This is a genomic window from Pseudomonas frederiksbergensis (genome assembly GCF_001952935.1).
GTDB lineage: Bacteria > Pseudomonadota > Gammaproteobacteria > Pseudomonadales > Pseudomonadaceae > Aquipseudomonas > Aquipseudomonas frederiksbergensis.
Genome location: NZ_CP018319.1, coordinates 1,666,417 through 1,681,517, shown reverse-complemented (window position 1 = coordinate 1,681,517; position 15,101 = coordinate 1,666,417). Strand labels below are relative to the sequence as shown.

General features: G+C 60.4%; 15 protein-coding genes. 9 read left to right on the top strand and 6 right to left on the bottom strand.

Annotated elements, in window-relative coordinates; translation table 11 throughout:
• Positions 1-110 precede the first annotated feature (110 nt).
• Positions 111-1,439: a type VI secretion system Vgr family protein gene (locus tag PFAS1_RS07975; RefSeq protein WP_076028785.1), complete on the top strand. Its 1,329-nt coding sequence runs from the start codon at positions 111-113 to the stop codon at positions 1,437-1,439.
• Positions 1,436-2,218 (top strand): DUF4123 domain-containing protein, encoded by a 783-nt coding sequence (locus PFAS1_RS07970; RefSeq protein ID WP_076028784.1) that lies wholly within the window; start codon positions 1,436-1,438, stop codon positions 2,216-2,218. Before PFAS1_RS07975 ends, PFAS1_RS07970 begins: the two co-directional genes overlap by 4 nt.
• Before the next feature lie 63 nt (positions 2,219-2,281).
• On the opposite strand, the gene PFAS1_RS07965 is transcribed toward PFAS1_RS07970, so the two are convergent.
• Together PFAS1_RS07965 and PFAS1_RS07960 are read right to left on the bottom strand one after the other, a co-directional pair.
• Positions 2,282-3,631, bottom strand: coding sequence for an MATE family efflux transporter (locus tag PFAS1_RS07965; RefSeq protein ID WP_076028783.1), 1,350 nt, complete (start codon positions 3,629-3,631; stop codon positions 2,282-2,284).
• A 160-nt stretch (positions 3,632-3,791) separates the two neighbouring features.
• Positions 3,792-4,085, bottom strand: a complete 294-nt coding sequence (locus PFAS1_RS07960; RefSeq protein WP_074880469.1) for a hypothetical protein — start codon at positions 4,083-4,085, stop codon at positions 3,792-3,794.
• A gap of 161 nt (positions 4,086-4,246) precedes the next feature.
• Here PFAS1_RS07960 and PFAS1_RS07955 point away from each other — a divergent pair, with 161 nt between their 5' ends.
• The 5 genes from PFAS1_RS07955 to PFAS1_RS07935 all read left to right on the top strand — a co-directional run bounded on the left by PFAS1_RS07955 (position 4,247) and on the right by PFAS1_RS07935 (position 8,624).
• Positions 4,247-4,549: a MazG-like family protein gene (locus PFAS1_RS07955; protein WP_076028782.1), complete on the top strand. Its 303-nt coding sequence runs from the start codon at positions 4,247-4,249 to the stop codon at positions 4,547-4,549.
• A complete protein-coding gene (locus tag PFAS1_RS07950) occupies positions 4,549-5,298 on the top strand; it encodes a methyltransferase (RefSeq protein WP_076028781.1) in 750 nt (249 codons plus the stop codon). The genes PFAS1_RS07955 and PFAS1_RS07950 overlap by 1 nt, the downstream gene beginning before the upstream one ends.
• Positions 5,299-5,310: 12 nt before the next feature.
• Positions 5,311-5,925: a DUF4136 domain-containing protein gene (locus PFAS1_RS07945; RefSeq protein WP_074873466.1), complete on the top strand. Its 615-nt coding sequence runs from the start codon at positions 5,311-5,313 to the stop codon at positions 5,923-5,925.
• 51 nt (positions 5,926-5,976) lie between these two features.
• The gene (locus tag PFAS1_RS07940; RefSeq protein WP_076028780.1) at positions 5,977-6,534 is read left to right on the top strand and encodes a DUF4136 domain-containing protein; all 558 of its coding nucleotides are present in this window, start codon (positions 5,977-5,979) and stop codon (positions 6,532-6,534) included.
• A 245-nt stretch (positions 6,535-6,779) separates the two neighbouring features.
• Complete coding sequence (locus PFAS1_RS07935) at positions 6,780-8,624, top strand: pilus assembly protein TadG-related protein (protein ID WP_076028779.1); 1,845 nt, start codon at positions 6,780-6,782, stop codon at positions 8,622-8,624.
• Here the strand turns inward: PFAS1_RS07935 and PFAS1_RS07930 are convergent.
• Together PFAS1_RS07930 and PFAS1_RS07925 are read right to left on the bottom strand one after the other, a co-directional pair.
• Positions 8,594-11,347, bottom strand: coding sequence for a PAS domain-containing sensor histidine kinase (locus PFAS1_RS07930; protein WP_076028778.1), 2,754 nt, complete (start codon positions 11,345-11,347; stop codon positions 8,594-8,596). The genes PFAS1_RS07935 and PFAS1_RS07930 overlap by 31 nt on opposite strands.
• Positions 11,344-11,784, bottom strand: coding sequence for a TadE/TadG family type IV pilus assembly protein (locus tag PFAS1_RS07925; RefSeq protein ID WP_076028777.1), 441 nt, complete (start codon positions 11,782-11,784; stop codon positions 11,344-11,346). The genes PFAS1_RS07930 and PFAS1_RS07925 overlap by 4 nt, the downstream gene beginning before the upstream one ends.
• Positions 11,785-11,859: 75 nt before the next feature.
• Between PFAS1_RS07925 and PFAS1_RS07920 the strand changes: the two genes are divergently transcribed.
• Both PFAS1_RS07920 and PFAS1_RS07915 read left to right on the top strand, forming a co-directional pair.
• Positions 11,860-12,330 (top strand): prepilin peptidase, encoded by a 471-nt coding sequence (locus PFAS1_RS07920; protein ID WP_074873476.1) that lies wholly within the window; start codon positions 11,860-11,862, stop codon positions 12,328-12,330.
• Positions 12,331-12,443: 113 nt separating this feature from the next.
• Positions 12,444-13,223, top strand: coding sequence for a response regulator transcription factor (locus PFAS1_RS07915; RefSeq protein ID WP_076028776.1), 780 nt, complete (start codon positions 12,444-12,446; stop codon positions 13,221-13,223).
• 98 nt (positions 13,224-13,321) lie between these two features.
• On the opposite strand, the gene PFAS1_RS07910 is transcribed toward PFAS1_RS07915, so the two are convergent.
• Positions 13,322-14,212: a type II secretion system F family protein gene (locus tag PFAS1_RS07910; RefSeq protein WP_076028775.1), complete on the bottom strand. Its 891-nt coding sequence runs from the start codon at positions 14,210-14,212 to the stop codon at positions 13,322-13,324.
• A complete protein-coding gene (locus PFAS1_RS07905) occupies positions 14,209-15,093 on the bottom strand; it encodes a type II secretion system F family protein (RefSeq protein ID WP_076028774.1) in 885 nt (294 codons plus the stop codon). Before PFAS1_RS07905 ends, PFAS1_RS07910 begins: the two co-directional genes overlap by 4 nt.
• Positions 15,094-15,101 lie beyond the last annotated feature (8 nt).

Genomic DNA, 15,101 nt, shown 5'->3' with positions numbered 1-15,101 from the left:
TATGTGGTCTTCTTTTCGCGTAGGTCATTTCCTAAGTTGTACTTCGGCACTCTACTCGGCCAACTCTCTCGGAGAGAATCCCCGGCCGCCCCTCCTGTAGAGAATCGCCGATGTTCGATCCAGTCAACGAGCCGTCATTTCGTCTGGATGTAGAGGGTCTGCCCGACCCCTTTGAGGTCTTGGCCTTTACCGGTAGAGAAGCCATCAGCGAGCCTTTTGTGTTCGACGTGGATCTGCTGATCGATGACCCCACACTCGACCTTGCAAGCCTGCTGTACCGTCCGGCCTTTTTGCATGTCGGGCCAGCGGGAAATGGCTTCCACGGACAATTGCATGAACTCGTCCAGTGTGACCATGACCTGGTTGTCAGGCTCTGTCGCGTGCGTCTGGGGCCGAAGCTGGCATGCCTTTCCCTGCGCTTCAGTCAGCGAATTTTCAGCGCGCGCTCGGTGCCGCAAATCCTCAGTCAGGTGCTCAAGGAGCACGGTATCGTCGGCAAGAGTCGGCGCTTTGAGCTGAGTGGCGATTACCCGGCCCGTGAATTCTGTACGCAGTACCGGGAATCAGACCTGCAATTTATCCAGCGTTTGTGTGTCCAGGAACGGCTTCACTACCATTTCGAACACGACGCGCGCGGGCATTGCGTGGTTTTCGGTGATGGTCAGGGGCACTTTCGTTTCAGCGAGAGCGCGGTCTTCCGGGTCGAGAGCGAACAATCGGCCGTGCGGCAGTTCAAGCTTCTGGGGCGCGCTGGGCAGCCAGCCGCGCCGATTGCCGAAGGTCGAACGGACCTGGCGGCGCTGCGCAGCGGTCAGTTGATGCCGCTGTCCGGTCATCCGATAGCCGACTGCAACCATCTCTGGCTGCTGACCCGGGTGGAGCATCAGGGCAGCCAGGATTTAACGCAGTCCTACAGCAACCAGATCCATGCGATCCACTGGCAGGTGCCTTTTGTCGCGCCTCATTGCGCAGTGAAACCCAGGATGCACAGCCTGCAACGGGCCTGGGTGGTCAACATCGATGAGTCATGCCCCGATCCGTCCAGACCGGTTGCCGTGCAATTTGACTGGCTTTATCAGGGCGAGGGCGCCGTGCCCAGCCACAGTTGGCTGCCGGTGGCCGCTGAACTGGGCGACGCGGCGGTCGAGCAGTTGAATGAGGGTGCAGAAGTGGTTGTGAGCTTTATCGAGGGGGATCCGGATCAGCCGCTGATTACCGGGGTTCTTCACGTTCCTTCGTCCGTTGACGACGTTGATAACGACGACCCGCTGCACACATCTGAGGTCGAGGAAATCGGGGGCTTGCTGGCGCTACTGCAATCGAGCGAACCATTGATGTTGCTATGCCTGCTGCCCGGTGGCGGCAGTTTCAACCATTGCACGCAGGTCCTCTGCACCTGCCGGGCCGCGAAGCGGTTTGGCCAGAGCGGTGCGGCATGATCGTCGCGCCCCCGCAGTGGCTATTGCTGGATGTGCCGGGTGCGCCACAGGCGGGGGTGGCGCTGCAACAGCAATTTGCGCATGCCCGATGGTTCTGGTTGTTCGAAGGCACTGAGTGGCATGCATTGCGTGAACACGGCCCGGCCTTGATCGACCTTCGGACATGCCCGGCGCTGGCTGGTTTGTGCCACAGCGAAGTGCCCGTCTGGCGCGGCTTGCTGATGGCCAGCGAGGTCTCGTCCTCGCAGTTGCTGGAGCATTTGCGCCGCATGCTCACGGTCACAGTCGGTCTGCATCACCGAGCCTTGTTGAGTTACTACAACCCGCAAACGGCCAGTTACTTGTTCGATGCCTGCGATGCGCAGGAGCTGAGTCGCTGGCTGGGTCCTGTCAGCCATGTGCGCTGGTTCGGCGGGACGTGGGCCGACCGCGCGATCGGCAGTCAGGGCTGGCAGCAACTGGTCAATCCGGGGCTTGCCGTCAGCCCTTTGGCGGTTGAAGAAAGCCTCAGTCCGCGTCAGCAGGAAAAACTGCAAACCTGCCTGCTGGAGCAGCATGCCTGGCACTGGAGTCGATCCACCGGGACTGACTACAACAGGCTGTGGGTCCACCTGCAGGAAGGGTTGGCGCTGGGGTTTACCGAGCGCCCGGTACTTGATGACTGGTTATGGCTACGGTTGCAGTACCCCGGCGCTTTGCCTGGGCATGCGTTGCCGGGACTCACCCAGCAGGAGCGTCTCGATAGCCTGCGCAACCGGTGGCAGAGCGATCAACCTTGAATACACCGGTGGTCTGGCGTGCCGGTGCAGGACTTGCATTTCTCGCACACCAGCCATGCCGAGTCAGTGTGTTTTGCCTGCGAACCAGCCGTCGTTTTTGTGCAGGTACCAGGCAAACGCGCCGAGGGTCAGGCTGCGCAGCACCATGAACAGCAAAAAGGTTATCCACAGTCCATGGTTGCCCAAACCTTGCAGCGCCCAGGCAAATGGCAGCAGCAGAATTACCGTCAGCAACATGCCGTTGCGCATTTCCCGGGCACGGGTGGCGCCGATAAACAATCCGTCGAGCAGGTAACTCCCGACCGCAATCAGCGGCAGCGCGGCAAGGTAGGGCAGGTAAATGAATGCGGTGTCGCGCACGCTCTGAATGTCGGTCTGCATCTCGATAAACAAATGCCCGGCGAACAGGAACAGCACGGCAAAACCCAGGCTCGCCAGCAATGACCAACCGCAGGCCACCACCAATGAACGGCGCAGGGACTCTCGATCGCGAGCACCAATGGCATGCCCGCAAAGGGCTTCCACCGCGTGGGCCAGGCCGTCCAGCGCATGGGCGGTCAGCAGCAAACCGTTGAGCAGCAGGGCGTTGGCGGCGACGGTGGCATCACCCAGTCGCGCGCCTTGCACGGTGATCAGGAAAAACACCGATTGCAGCGCCAGGCTGCGGATGAAAATGTCGCGGTTGACCGCCAATAGCGGCCGCCAGCTCCGCCACAGTGCCAGCGCTGCCCAGGCAATATGACCGGGATAGGCGCGCAAGGCGTTGCGCGTCATCAGCAGGCCGATCAGCGCGCCAGTCCATTCGGCGATCACCGACGCACGGGCCGCACCGACCACGCCCCACTCCAGCCCGAGAACGAACCACAGGTTCAGTGCGATATTCACCAGGTTGGTGCTCAGCAAAATGGCCAGCGGCGCCCGGGCGTTCTGCGTGCCGAGGAACCAGCCGACCAGCGCATAACTGGCCAGCGCCGCCGGCAGACCGAACAACCGTGTATGGAAAAACTCGCGGGTCAACTGATCCAGCGCCGCCGACGGCTGCATGAAATGCAGTGCGATCCCGCTCAACGGCACGCCCAGTGCCCCCAGCACTATGGCCAGACCCATTGCCAGCAACAGACCCTGCAGCAAGATCTGCCGCAAAGCCGCGCCGTCCTCCCGCCCGGCGGCCTGTGCGGCGAACCCGGTGGTGCCCATGCGCAGAAAACCCATGGCCCAGGCGAGAAAGGTATACAGGCTGGCCCCGACCGCGACCGCGCCCAACTGATGGGCGTGGGGCAAGTGACCGACGACAGCGCTGTCGACCAGCGCCACCAGCGGTACGGAAATATTCGAGAGAATCATCGGCGCGGCGAGCGCCCAGACTCGACGATGGGTAGGGCGGTCGCGCCAGTCGGCGATCAGGTTGGACATGCAGGCTCCTTGGGGGAGCGGCATTGTAGCGACAGTTTGTGGTGATCGTTCCCATGCTCTGCGTGGGAATGACTCCTGTGACGCTCTGCGTCACGCAGTCAGGGACGCTCTGCGTCCCGCGCTGCATTCCCACGCAGAGCGTGGGAACGATCAATCGGGATCAATGGATTATCCAGCTCAGCAACCAAAGCCCCAGCAGCAACCAGATAATCCCCATGATGATCGACGCATTCATGAACGCCCGAATGGCCGACCACAACAGCATCAACCCCACGATCAGCGCAATGATGCTGATGATCGACGCATCCATGCCCAGTGCGCTGGACAGCCCTTCGACAAAGTTGCTGCCGGCGTTGCTCAACAGGTTGAACAAGCCACTGAGGCCATCGACGATGAAACGGATAACCGAACCGAGAGCCTGGCCGAGCCATTCGAAAAAACTTTCTACCTGCATGTCGTGAGCGTCCTTGATGAAAGTGGTGGCGTGGTTGCCGGACTTGAGCCTTGGGCTGTCGAGCCGGGTGCCGAGTTCCCTCCAAGCATAGTGTTTTTGCAACGCTTGCCGCTTGCCTTCATTCCTTATCCCCCGAAGCTATACGCCTTCAGGAGAGCCCGATGAACCTTGTTGAACTGACCGAACGCCTGCACGCCATCCGTGACCGCAATGACTGGCGGCAATTTCACAGCCCGAAAAACCTGTCCATGGCCGCGAGCGTGGAAATGTCCGAGCTGGTGGAGATTTTCCAGTGGCTGACCGAAGACCAGTCGCGCCAGTTGCCGGCGGACAAGCTCGCCCATGCCGGGCAGGAAATCGGTGACATCGTGCTCTATCTGCTGCTGTTGTGCAGCGAGTTGGGATTGGATATGAATGAAGTGGTGCGCAGCAAACTCGCGGACAGCGAACGGAGGTTCAGCTGATGAGCGACCGTCATTTCGATCAACTGGCGACCCGTTTCGCCGAAAAGATCTACGGCGGTGCCAAAGGCGCGATCCGTCTGGCGGTGCTTCAGGCCGACCTGGCCGAAGCCTTGCCGGACCGACCTTTGCGCGTACTGGATATCGGTGCCGGCCTGGGCCACATGTCATTGTGGCTGGCCCAGCGCGGTCATGAAGTCACGCTGGCCGAACCCGCCGAGCCGATGCTCGAAGGCGCCCGCCAACGCTTTGCCGATGCCGGGCAAACAGCGACGTTCATCCAGGCGCCGTGGCAGGATCTGCTCGGCCAACTCACCGAACCCTACGACCTGGTGCTGTGCCACGCCGTGCTGGAATGGCTGGCCGAACCCCACGCGATCCTGCCGGTCCTGCATCAATTGACCAAACCCGATGGCTGGTTGTCCCTGGCTTTCTACAACCGCGATGCGTTGATCTATCGCAACCTGCTCAAAGGCCACTTCCGCAAGATGCGCAAGAACGACATGGCCGGCGAAAAGCAAAGCCTGACCCCGCAACAGCCGCTTGATCCGCGCGAACTGGCGGCGCAACTTGAGGGCATGTGGCAGGTCGAAACCCAGAGCGGGGTGCGGGTTTTTCACGACTACATGCCGGTGGAATTCCAGGCCCGGGTCGAACTGGCGGACTTGCTGGAAATGGAACTGGCCCACCGTCGTCACCCAAGCTTTGCCGGGCTTGGGCGCTACTTGCACTGGATCTGTCGGCCGGTCTGATCGGAGCGCGAAATGAACAGTCGTTCGGGGTTATTGGTGGTCTGTCTCGGCTTGGCGGCCTGTCAGGGCAGCAACCCTTATGTGGCGTCATCCAACCCCTTGCCACCCGCGCCGCCTCAGGCGGCCAACACCTTCGACCGCAGCGCCTACCCGGCACCGCCGCGTGACTACGGGCGTTACCGCAGCTGGGCCTGGCTCAACGGGCAGTTGCCGCCGGGCACCGCCTGGGCGGATTCGGCGCAGGTCGCCGAAGCCGTCAGCAATGCGCTCGATCAACGTGGCTTGCGCCCGCTGCAGGATAACCGCCCGGCCGACCTGTTTGTCAGCGCCGAGCTGCACCTGGAAACCCGCCTGCGTCAGGTTCGCGACGACTATGGTTATTACGGTGGCGGCTATGGCGGTTACAACCGCTACGGCAGCGGTTACGGCCTATACAACACCGTGCCGATCGTGCGGACTTATCAGGAACAGGTCGTGGTGGTGCGGGTTGATCTGTTTGACGCTCAGAGCGGTCAGCCGGTATGGAGTGCCAGCGCCGAAACCAGCAATCGCGGCAGCGAGAGCGAGCGTGCCGATGCGATACGCAAGGCTGTAGAAAAGGCGATGTCGGCGTATCCTCCCAATTAGCTTCCGTAAGGAAACATTACGCAGGTTCATGTCTTCAACCGGAGAATCATCATGTTCCGCCGTCTCGCTTTACTGGCTGTGGCCGTGCTGCTCAGTGCCTGCGCCGGCAGCCAGGTCAATCATGACTTCGATGCCAGCCGCGACTTTGCCGCCTATCGCAGCTGGAACTGGAAAGAACCCGCCCTGCAATATCGCCCCGATGACCCACGGATCAAGAGCGACCTGACTGAACAACGCATTCGCCAGTCGGTAGCCGATCAGTTGGATCAACGTGGCCTGCGTCCGGCTGCCGGTGGCCAAAAGGGCGATTTGAACGTGCAGACCTATCTGATCGTCGAACAGCGCCAGCAACAAGTGACCACCAACTACGGCGGCGCCTGGGGTAATCCATGGAACGGCTACTGGGGCGGGCCGATGTACACCGAAACCCGTAACGTCAGTTACAACGTGGCGATCATCCAGATCGACCTGCTCGACGGCAAGGACGGCAAACTGGTATGGCGCGGCAGTGACGAGCAGATACTTAGCCGCACACCGAACCCGTCGGATCGCAGCACTGCCATCCAGGAAACGGTCGGGCGAATTCTCGCCAACTACCCACCCAAATAAACAACCCAATCCCTGTGGGAGCGGGCTTGTCTCCGGGCGGCGTTCCGACGAATGCGGTGTATCAGTCAGCATCAATGTCGACTGACACACCGCATTCGTCGGAACGCCGCCCGGAGACAAGCCCGCTCCCACAGGTTTTTTGTTGTCTGAGCTGGCATGTTGCCAGCGGTCCAGCCAAGTCTTGACTACACTGCTGTTCACCCATGGAGGTAGCCCTCGGCTGTGCACCGGCAAAGGAGTGCGCGATGTCTCCGCGTTTGCAGTTTCGCAGGCCGTCCCGGCAACGGGGGGCGATCGGTTTGATGGCGGCGCTGACATTGGGCTTGGCCCTGGTGTTCTTGCTGGTCGTGGTCGACAGCGGTCGTTTGTACCTGGAAAAGCGTGACTTGCAGCGTGTGGCGGACATGGCCGCACTTGAAGCCTCCACCCGAAATGGTGATTGCGCCGCTGGCAACACCGCCACCGTCTATGCCACCGCCAGCGCAAACCGTAACGGCTTTACCCTTCCTGACCCCAGTCGCAATCTATTGGTCGCTTGCGGTGCCTTGACCCTGGATGCCGATAACCTTCGAGTATTTGGTGCCGACCCGAGCAAGAGCGAAGCCATTCGAGTGATCGCCAGCCACTCGGTCCCGCAGAGTGTCGCCGGCGGTGTCGGCGCGCTGTTCGGCGGCGCTCCACGCGCGGCGACCATCAACCTGACGGCCACAGCGGTGGCGGCTCTTCCGGGACCGCCGATCGCCCAATTGAGTATTCGCAGCACGTTGGTTGACGTGAATTTATTGAACGGGCTTCTTTCCGCTGTAGGGGGGACTTCTATCAACCTGTCCATCGCGAGTTGGAACGGTTTGCTCGCCGCCGATATCAACTTGCTCAAATTCATGGACCAGTTAGCCATTGACTTGAATGTCACGGCCGGCGATTACACTCGGCTGCTCGCTACCGATGCTACCGTGGGCCAGTTGCTCCAGGCCGCCGCCACGGTCGCTCGGCTCAATGGGGCTACAGCGCACGTGCAAGCCGGTTTTAATGCGCTGGTTAGCGCGGTCGTTAGCCCGATCAAAGTGCAGTTGGGTGACGTATTGAAACTGCAGGCGGGCAGCGCGCCCTCCAGTCTGAACGCCAATGTGAACGCTCTTCAGTTAGTCCAGGCCTTTATCGAGATGGGTAGCAGCAAGAGTGCATTGGCGGGCACCATTCCAGTGAATTTGCTGGGGCTGGGCCTCGGGGCTACCGCGAAGATCAAGGTCGTCGAGCCTCCGCAGTTTTCGGCGGTGGGCAACCCCGCACTGGCAAAACTAGCGCCTTTGGGTGCCAATCGAATCTATGTGCGTACCGCCCAGGTCCGGGTGCTGGTGACCCTGGATCTGTCGTTGGTCACCAACCTGCTGAGTGTAGTGACGGACATCTTGTCCGTTGTCACCGGATTGCTGGGGCTCGACTTATACGTTTTACCCAGCCCCAATCTGGACGTGAGTCTGGAAGCCGGTAGCGGAAACAGTTACGTCACTGATTACACCTGTGCCAGTGAGACCAATAAAAGCCTGACAGCCAACACAACCACCTCTGTGGCGGAGTTGCGGGTTGGACGGATCAATTCGGACTGGGCTTCATCGACGGCGCCCATGAGCGTCACACCCGTGACCTTGCTCGATATTCGACACGCGGGCGTTCCCTTTTCGGGCGGTGGTGCCGAGCTCAGGATCGACAGTTCCGTCCTGCCGATCAGCGCAACTTCCACATTCATCAATCCACCGAAAGTCGGGCTAGCTCCTTCGGATCCGCCTTACACCTTGTCCGCCTCCAACGCGATCGCCGGCATGACACAAACCGTCAATGATGAGAATTTGTTGACCGTCCACAGACCCTCGTTCAGTCACAGTTTCCTGTTAGCGCCTGCTTTCAATTTACTGAACACACTGCTCGACGGCGTACTGACGCTGTTGACGACGACGCTGAACTCGATCCTCAGTCCGCTGCTGGATAACTTGCTCAACACTGTTCTGAAGACCCTGGGGATCGAGGTTGGGAAAATCGAAGTCGGCGCCAACCTCAGCTGTCACTCAGGACGAGCGACGCTGGTGATCTGATCGTCAGCAATAATCGGCAGTTCAATACAAAACCGGGCGCCCTCGACCGAGTTTCTGACGCTCAATTTTCCGCCCATGTTCTCGACGATGCCGTAACTCACCGACAACCCGAGCCCGGTGCCGACACCGACGGGTTTGGTGGTGAAGAACGGCTCGAAGATCCGCTCCAGCAACCGCGGATCGATACCGCCGCCGTTGTCCTCGACCCACAGCCGCACCGAATACGCATCACGTTCGGCGTACACCGAAATCCACGGTTTGAACTCGCGGTCGGCCTCGCGTTTGCCGAGCAACGCATCCCGAGCGTTGACCATCAGATTGATCAACACCTGTTCGAGCTGATCGACGTAACCGCGCACTTGCACTTCAAACCCGATCTCGTTGACCCGCAGATCGACCCCTTTGCCACGCATCCCTTCGGCCAGCAGCGACAACGTGCCTTCGATGGCTTGCGCCGGATTGAACGGCTGCTGCTCGATCTCCGAACGGCGGCCAAACACCCGCATGTGATCCACCACCCGCGCGGCGCGCTGGACCTGGGCATCGATGCGGTTGAGCTTGTCGGTCAGGTAGTCGATTTGCGCATCGCCGTTGCTCAGACGCTTGAGCACGTTGACGATGGCCATGCGCATCACATTCAACGGCTGATTGATTTCATGGGCCAGCCCTGTGGCCATTTCACCGAGGGTGGCCATTTTTGCGCTTTGGGTGAGTTGCTGCTGGGCGCGGCGGACCTCGGTGTTGTCGCGCCCCACGGCCTGAATCTCCAGCAATTGGCCGTGTTCATCGAACACCCCGCGATCCGACCATACCCACCAGGCGTGTTCCCGTCCTGGCAGTTGCAGGTTGATTTCCGCGGTGCTGACCGGAAATTCCGGGCTGAGTCGGCTGAGCCGCTGGAGAAACGCTTCGCGCTGTTCCTGCGACATCCAGCTGCCCAGGTTCACTCCGGGCAGTTGCTCGGGCTGGCACTCCAGGTAAGTCGCCAGCGGGCGGTTGCCGAAGCTCAGGGTCAGGTCCGGGCGGTAGCGGCAGATCATCGCCGGAGAGTCTTCCACCAGGATCCGGTAGCGTTCTTCACTCTGTTTCACCTGTTCGGCGGCCAGGGTTGCTTCGGTGACGTCCAGCCACAGGCCGACGGCTTCCACCGGCAAGCCAAGATCGTCGCGCAGCAGCTTGGCTTCATCGAGTAGCCAGTGGTATTCGCCGCGACTGTCGCGCAGCCGATAGCGGGCGCGCACCGAACCTTCACGCAGCAAATGTCGGGTACGTTCGAAATACCGATCGCGATCCTCCGGGTGGACCCTTTCAACCAAGGTCCCCGTGGCGCAATCAGCCAGTGTCCAGCCGAGCAACGGCAGCAGGCTGTCACTGAAAAACGTTGGTTGCAGCGCACCTTCGTCATAGCGCTGCACGTAGATCACCGCCGGTGAACTGGCGATCAGATTGTCCAGTCGGGCATGGGCCGCCGCGGCGCTTTGCTCCTGGTTCTTGATGTCGCTGATGTCGAGCATGAAACCCACTAACCGTCGGTTTTTACCGATGCCCAGGACTTGTCCTTGCAGGCGATACCAGTTCGGCGTTTGGGCCAAACGCACGCACAGCAGCAACGGGGTGCCGTCGTCTTGCAAGGCTTGCAAACGACTGCTCAACTCTTCGCGGTCGGCGGGGTGTACCCGATCCAGCCAGTCGTGCAGCGGCAAACGGTCGACCGTAAGGTTCAGGTTGCTGGCCAGCGACGGCGCCAGTTGCACCTCGCGACTGTCGCTGAACACTTCCCACCATCCGGTGCCGAGCAAGGCTTGCAGCGACTCCAGCCGTTCCAGTTGCAGTTGGTGCCGGTGCTCGCGCAAGCGCTCAAGCAACGGGCCTGCCAGCGCGGCGGTCAGTTGTAACCAGTCGCGGTCATTCAAGTCAGGTGCCTGTTGCTGCACTGGATAAAGGCCACACAGCAACCAGGCGACCACCCCCTGGGCATCGTGATAGGGCACCGCGAACCCTTCGGCATTGCCGAAGATGCTTTGCAAACGGGGATGTTCGGCGGGCGTCAGGCGTTGCGGCACAGAGCCATTCAAACTGTCGAGCCCGGTGCCCAGGCGTTGAGCGTTTTGCCACAGCTGAGGCGCATCGAAGGCCGTGTAATGCTGGTGTATCTGCCAGCCTTCTTCCTGTTCATCGAGTAATGCCACCGCAATGCAGGGCATGTGGAAACGCTGGGCCAGGCCTTGCAGCTGTTCCACCAGCACCTCGGGCAGGCGCGTCAGGTTGCAGCGGCGCAACTGTTCGCCGATCTGCGCGGCGAGTAATTGGCATTGCTCGCGGCTGCGTGATTGCTGGCGATCGAGCAACAAGTCGCCGATGTCCAGCAACTGCAACAGCCAGGCATCGGCCAATGGCTGGACCCAGCCACGCAAGTGCAGGGGTTGGCCGTTAAGGCTGTAGAAGTCCAGGTCCAGACTCTGTCCCAGCCAGTCGGCGGGCGAGCCTTCAACGGTGAGGCCGCTGTGAGGCATGAGGAAATCGAGCAGGTGCGGTGCTTGCGCCGTGGGTGTCTGTTGGGCCAGCACATGCCGCAGCGGGCCGGTCAGGTGAATCACTCGACCTTCGGCATCGAGGTGCATCTGCAAACCGACACTTTGCATGCTCTGGGTGTCTGGCACGGCCACTGGCGCAGGCGGATGGCGGTTGAGCAGGCGCCCGAAGAGTTTGTCTGCGGAACTCAAAATTGCAGGCTCGAACGGGCGGAGAGGTTTGCCGGCAGATTGGGCACTTGGCCAATTCCCGGCACGTTCAGAAACGGGATGACCTGCTGCAATTTGCTGGTGGGGTAGTTGATGCTGACTGTCAACACCCCGCCCACGTAGGTGGCGCTGGCGTCGGTGGCGACATTGAAATTCAGTGCGGCAGGAATCCAGGCCAATTGTCGGCTCAGTTCAGTGGTAGCAACGGTTTTTACCGCGGTGTCGTAGCCGGGGGTGCTCGGATCCAGCGCCACGCTTCGGCGCACCGCTTCGGCGGTCGACTGGGTGAACGATTGCATCAGCAACAGCGGCAAGCTGTAAGTGACGATTCCATAGAACACGGCGAAAAAGATGAGAAATACCAACGCGAATTCAATCGCTACAGCGCCTTTTTGCTTACGGGGGAGGCCTGTTTTCATGACTGCGTCTACCCTGATATTCATCACGTGATATCAGCATAGAATCATTCAGCCAAAACGGACGTTTTTTACCGGATGCAGAGCTTTGTATTACTGATCTGGCTGACGCTTTGCGCAGCACAGGATGCTCGAGAACGGCACATCGCCAATGGCCTGACCCTTGGCGCAGCGGTGTTGGCGCTGGCGTATCTGCTGTGGACAGGCACTACCTGGCTGGGGGCCGAGGCAGTGCAGGGCGGCTGGGCTTTTTTGCTGGCGCTGGCCTTTACCTTGCCCGGTTATGCGCTGAGACGCCTGGGCGCAGGCGATGTGAAACTGATGACCGGCCTGGGGCTGGCGACTGACGGCATGCACCTGCTGGGCGTGTTCATCGGTGCCGGATTGGCCAGTGTCTTGTGGCTGCTGCTGGCGCCAAGAGTCTGGCTTCATATGGGCCAAGGGCTTAGAAATCATCTTCGATACCTGGAGCCTGGAATGTCAAAGAAACAACCCTTCGCACCCTTCGTGCTGGTCGGCCTGTTGCTCACTCTCGCCTGGTTTCACTAGGGGCCCGTTGTATGTACAGAGTCGGAATGTACGTCTACTTTCAATTCAGCAGTTGTACTGTCTGTGGCTGTTTGTAGAGGAACGGTCAACTTTGACCTTGCAGGGAGTCGCATGTGATCAAACTTCCTTCGGCAGTAAAAATCCTTGTGGTCGATGACCAGCCGTTGATTGCCGCAGAGCTCTGTGAGCTTCTTGAAGGCAGCGGTTACCGTTGCGTTTGCAGCGAGACGGGCAGTCAGGCCGTCGAGCGTTTCAATGAAGACGAAGCCATTGGCCTGGTGCTTTGCGATTTGCACATGCCCGGTATGGACGGGATTCAACTGGTTCAGGAGCTGCAACGGTTATCCGGCAAGCACCGGGTATTTGAAGCAATCATGCTCACTGGGCGTGCGGACAAGCAGGATGTGATCAAGGCTTTGCGGGCCGGGTTTGCCGATTACTACCAGAAGCCGGTCAATCCGGCTGAGTTGCTTGAAGGGATTGCCCGTCAGGCAGTGGTGTTGCAGGAACGGCAGAAGAGCCTGCAGCTCAAGCATCTGGATCAGAAGCTTCAGTACCTTGCCGAGTCGATCGATGATCTGTATCAGGATCTGGATAAGGTTCGGCGTGGGCCGCGGTTATCGGTTTCCACCGATGAGGCTGACATTGCTGTGGATCGGGTAGAGATTCCGGCGGTTTTCAGTCACCTGTCGCCAAGGCAGTTGGAGGTGGCGCGGTTGGTGGGGAAGGGGCAGACCAATTATCAGATTGCCTGCGAGCTGGGCATTACCGAGAACACGGTGAAGCTGTATGTGTCGCAGGTTTTGCGGTTGACGCATATGCATAACCGGACGCAGTTGGCGCTGGCTTTGTCGCCCGGTCATGGATTGCGTCAGGGGATGACAGCGCATTAGGTTGTTGTCTTTTTTACGAGTGCCCACACCGTTACTCGCGCAACCGCCTGACAACAGCCGACACAAGCCGGCCAGTCATTGCGTTCATCACGAACCCTCTAAGAACCAAAGGCACGGGACAGGGCGGTGAAGCCCGGGCCGGCCAGTACGATCAATAGCGCCGGGAAGAGAAACAGCATCATCACGATGGACATTTTGGCGGACAGCTTGGAGATGTATTCCTGCAGACGCGTCAGGCGCCGGTCGTCGAGCAATTGCTTGAGGGTCAGCAGGGATTTCATCGCACCGCCCCCCTGATGGATCAACTGCTCAAGGATGACGCAGGTGTCGGTGAACTCGTCGACGGCCAGCAGTTGGGTGACTTTGTGCAGTTCTTCGCCCAGTTCCAGGCCGGAGTCGACCCGGGCCAATACCAGACGCAATTCATGGGTCAGGGCCGGTAATAATTGTTTGCCTTCATTGCTCAACACTCGCAGCGATTGCTCCACCGCCATGCCCGATTCGAACAGGATGCGCAGCAGCGGGATGAAGGTGGAAATCTCCATCGCCAGTTGTTTTTGCCGACGTTGCGCGGCCGCAGCCAGCAACCGTTTGGGTAATAGATAGCCCATGCAGGTGGCGAGTACCGGGGCCATCCATTGATTGTCTGCGTGAGGGAAGAACACGCCCTGGATCAGCAAGGCCAGGGCCAGCGCCAGCACCGGAGCGCCTACCTGGAACGCCGCGAACAGTGAACGTCGCCGGGCGCTGCGCCAGCCCAGACGGTTAAGCAAGGCCTGGGTTTCGTTATCCAGGTTGACCGAGCGCTGACCGATCCGGCTGCTGCCCAGCAGCTCAAGCCACTGATTTACCCGGTTGTCGCTCGCCAGTTTGCCGTCGAGTCGTTGTGCCACCTGGCGAGCCCGCCGACGGTGTTCCAGCAAACCGCTGAGCAGCAACAAGGTGGCCCCCAGCAACAGCAACGCGCAGATCAGCAAAGGCACTTTCATACGCTGCGCAACATATGCCAGAGGGCCAGGCTGCCGATCACCTGCAAGCCGAACGCGGACGCGAGCATGATTTGCCCCGAGCCGTCGTGCCACATGGCAAGCAAGTATTGAGGGTTGGTCGCGAGGAAATAACCCGCCAGGCCAATCGGCAAACAGCCCAGGACCCACGCGGTCACCCGGGTTTCACCGGTCATGGCCCTGAGCTGGCGCGCAGCCTGCTCGCGCTCGCGGATCATCTTGATCAGGTTTTCCAGCAATTCGCTGGCGTTGCCGCCATAGCGGTGATTGACCTTCAACCCCAGCGCGAACAGGCGAAGTTCGTCTTTCTCATACAGCTCGGCAAAGTCCGCCGCGGCATCCGGCAGGCTGACCCCCAACACCACGTTGCGCTGAATCCGCCCCATGGCGTTTTTCAGCGGGTCTTCAGCGGTGTCGATGGCGCCCAGCACCGCATCGGCCAGGGTGCGCCCGGACTTCAGGCTGCGCACGGTGTGATCGAGCATTTGTGGCAGTTGTTCGATCATGCGCTGGAGCCGACGCTGATAACGCCAATTGACATACAGACGCAGCATCAGCGGCGGCAGCAGTAACACAACCAGCAAGCCGACCCAGCTACCGGTAGCAAATCCGAGCAAGATGCCAAAGGCCCAGAGCAGCAGCCACCCGCCCAGACGCTCGGAAGGACGCCTGAGGCCGGCCCGCAGAAACGCCCGGTCCAGGCCCACCCAAGAGGCTTTCGTCGGCACCGGCTGCGGTTGCCCCTGGATCAGGCGCCCCAGCACCCGCTCAGTGCCGGACTGGCGCAAACCGCGATAAAACAGGCGGATCGACAGTCCGAGCAAAACCAGGCAAAGGAGGATGAGCAGCACCGGTTTGAGCATGCCGTGGC

What these genes read in the sequence shown, in the direction of transcription:
- PFAS1_RS07940 (WP_076028780.1), top strand. Translation starts at nt 5,977, where the DNA reads ATGTTCCGCCGTCTCGCTTTACTGGCTGTGGCCGTGCTGCTCAGTGCC.
- PFAS1_RS07965 (WP_076028783.1), bottom strand. Translation starts at nt 3,631, where the DNA reads ATGTCCAACCTGATCGCCGACTGGCGCGACCGCCCTACCCATCGTCGA.
- PFAS1_RS07925 (WP_076028777.1), bottom strand. Translation starts at nt 11,784, where the DNA reads ATGAAAACAGGCCTCCCCCGTAAGCAAAAAGGCGCTGTAGCGATTGAA.
- PFAS1_RS07905 (WP_076028774.1), bottom strand. Translation starts at nt 15,093, where the DNA reads ATGCTCAAACCGGTGCTGCTCATCCTCCTTTGCCTGGTTTTGCTCGGA.
- PFAS1_RS07950 (WP_076028781.1), top strand. Translation starts at nt 4,549, where the DNA reads ATGAGCGACCGTCATTTCGATCAACTGGCGACCCGTTTCGCCGAAAAG.
- PFAS1_RS07975 (WP_076028785.1), top strand. Translation starts at nt 111, where the DNA reads ATGTTCGATCCAGTCAACGAGCCGTCATTTCGTCTGGATGTAGAGGGT.
- PFAS1_RS07935 (WP_076028779.1), top strand. Translation starts at nt 6,780, where the DNA reads ATGTCTCCGCGTTTGCAGTTTCGCAGGCCGTCCCGGCAACGGGGGGCG.
- PFAS1_RS07960 (WP_074880469.1), bottom strand. Translation starts at nt 4,085, where the DNA reads ATGCAGGTAGAAAGTTTTTTCGAATGGCTCGGCCAGGCTCTCGGTTCG.
- PFAS1_RS07970 (WP_076028784.1), top strand. Translation starts at nt 1,436, where the DNA reads ATGATCGTCGCGCCCCCGCAGTGGCTATTGCTGGATGTGCCGGGTGCG.
- PFAS1_RS07945 (WP_074873466.1), top strand. Translation starts at nt 5,311, where the DNA reads ATGAACAGTCGTTCGGGGTTATTGGTGGTCTGTCTCGGCTTGGCGGCC.
- PFAS1_RS07910 (WP_076028775.1), bottom strand. Translation starts at nt 14,212, where the DNA reads ATGAAAGTGCCTTTGCTGATCTGCGCGTTGCTGTTGCTGGGGGCCACC.
- PFAS1_RS07955 (WP_076028782.1), top strand. Translation starts at nt 4,247, where the DNA reads ATGAACCTTGTTGAACTGACCGAACGCCTGCACGCCATCCGTGACCGC.
- PFAS1_RS07920 (WP_074873476.1), top strand. Translation starts at nt 11,860, where the DNA reads ATGCAGAGCTTTGTATTACTGATCTGGCTGACGCTTTGCGCAGCACAG.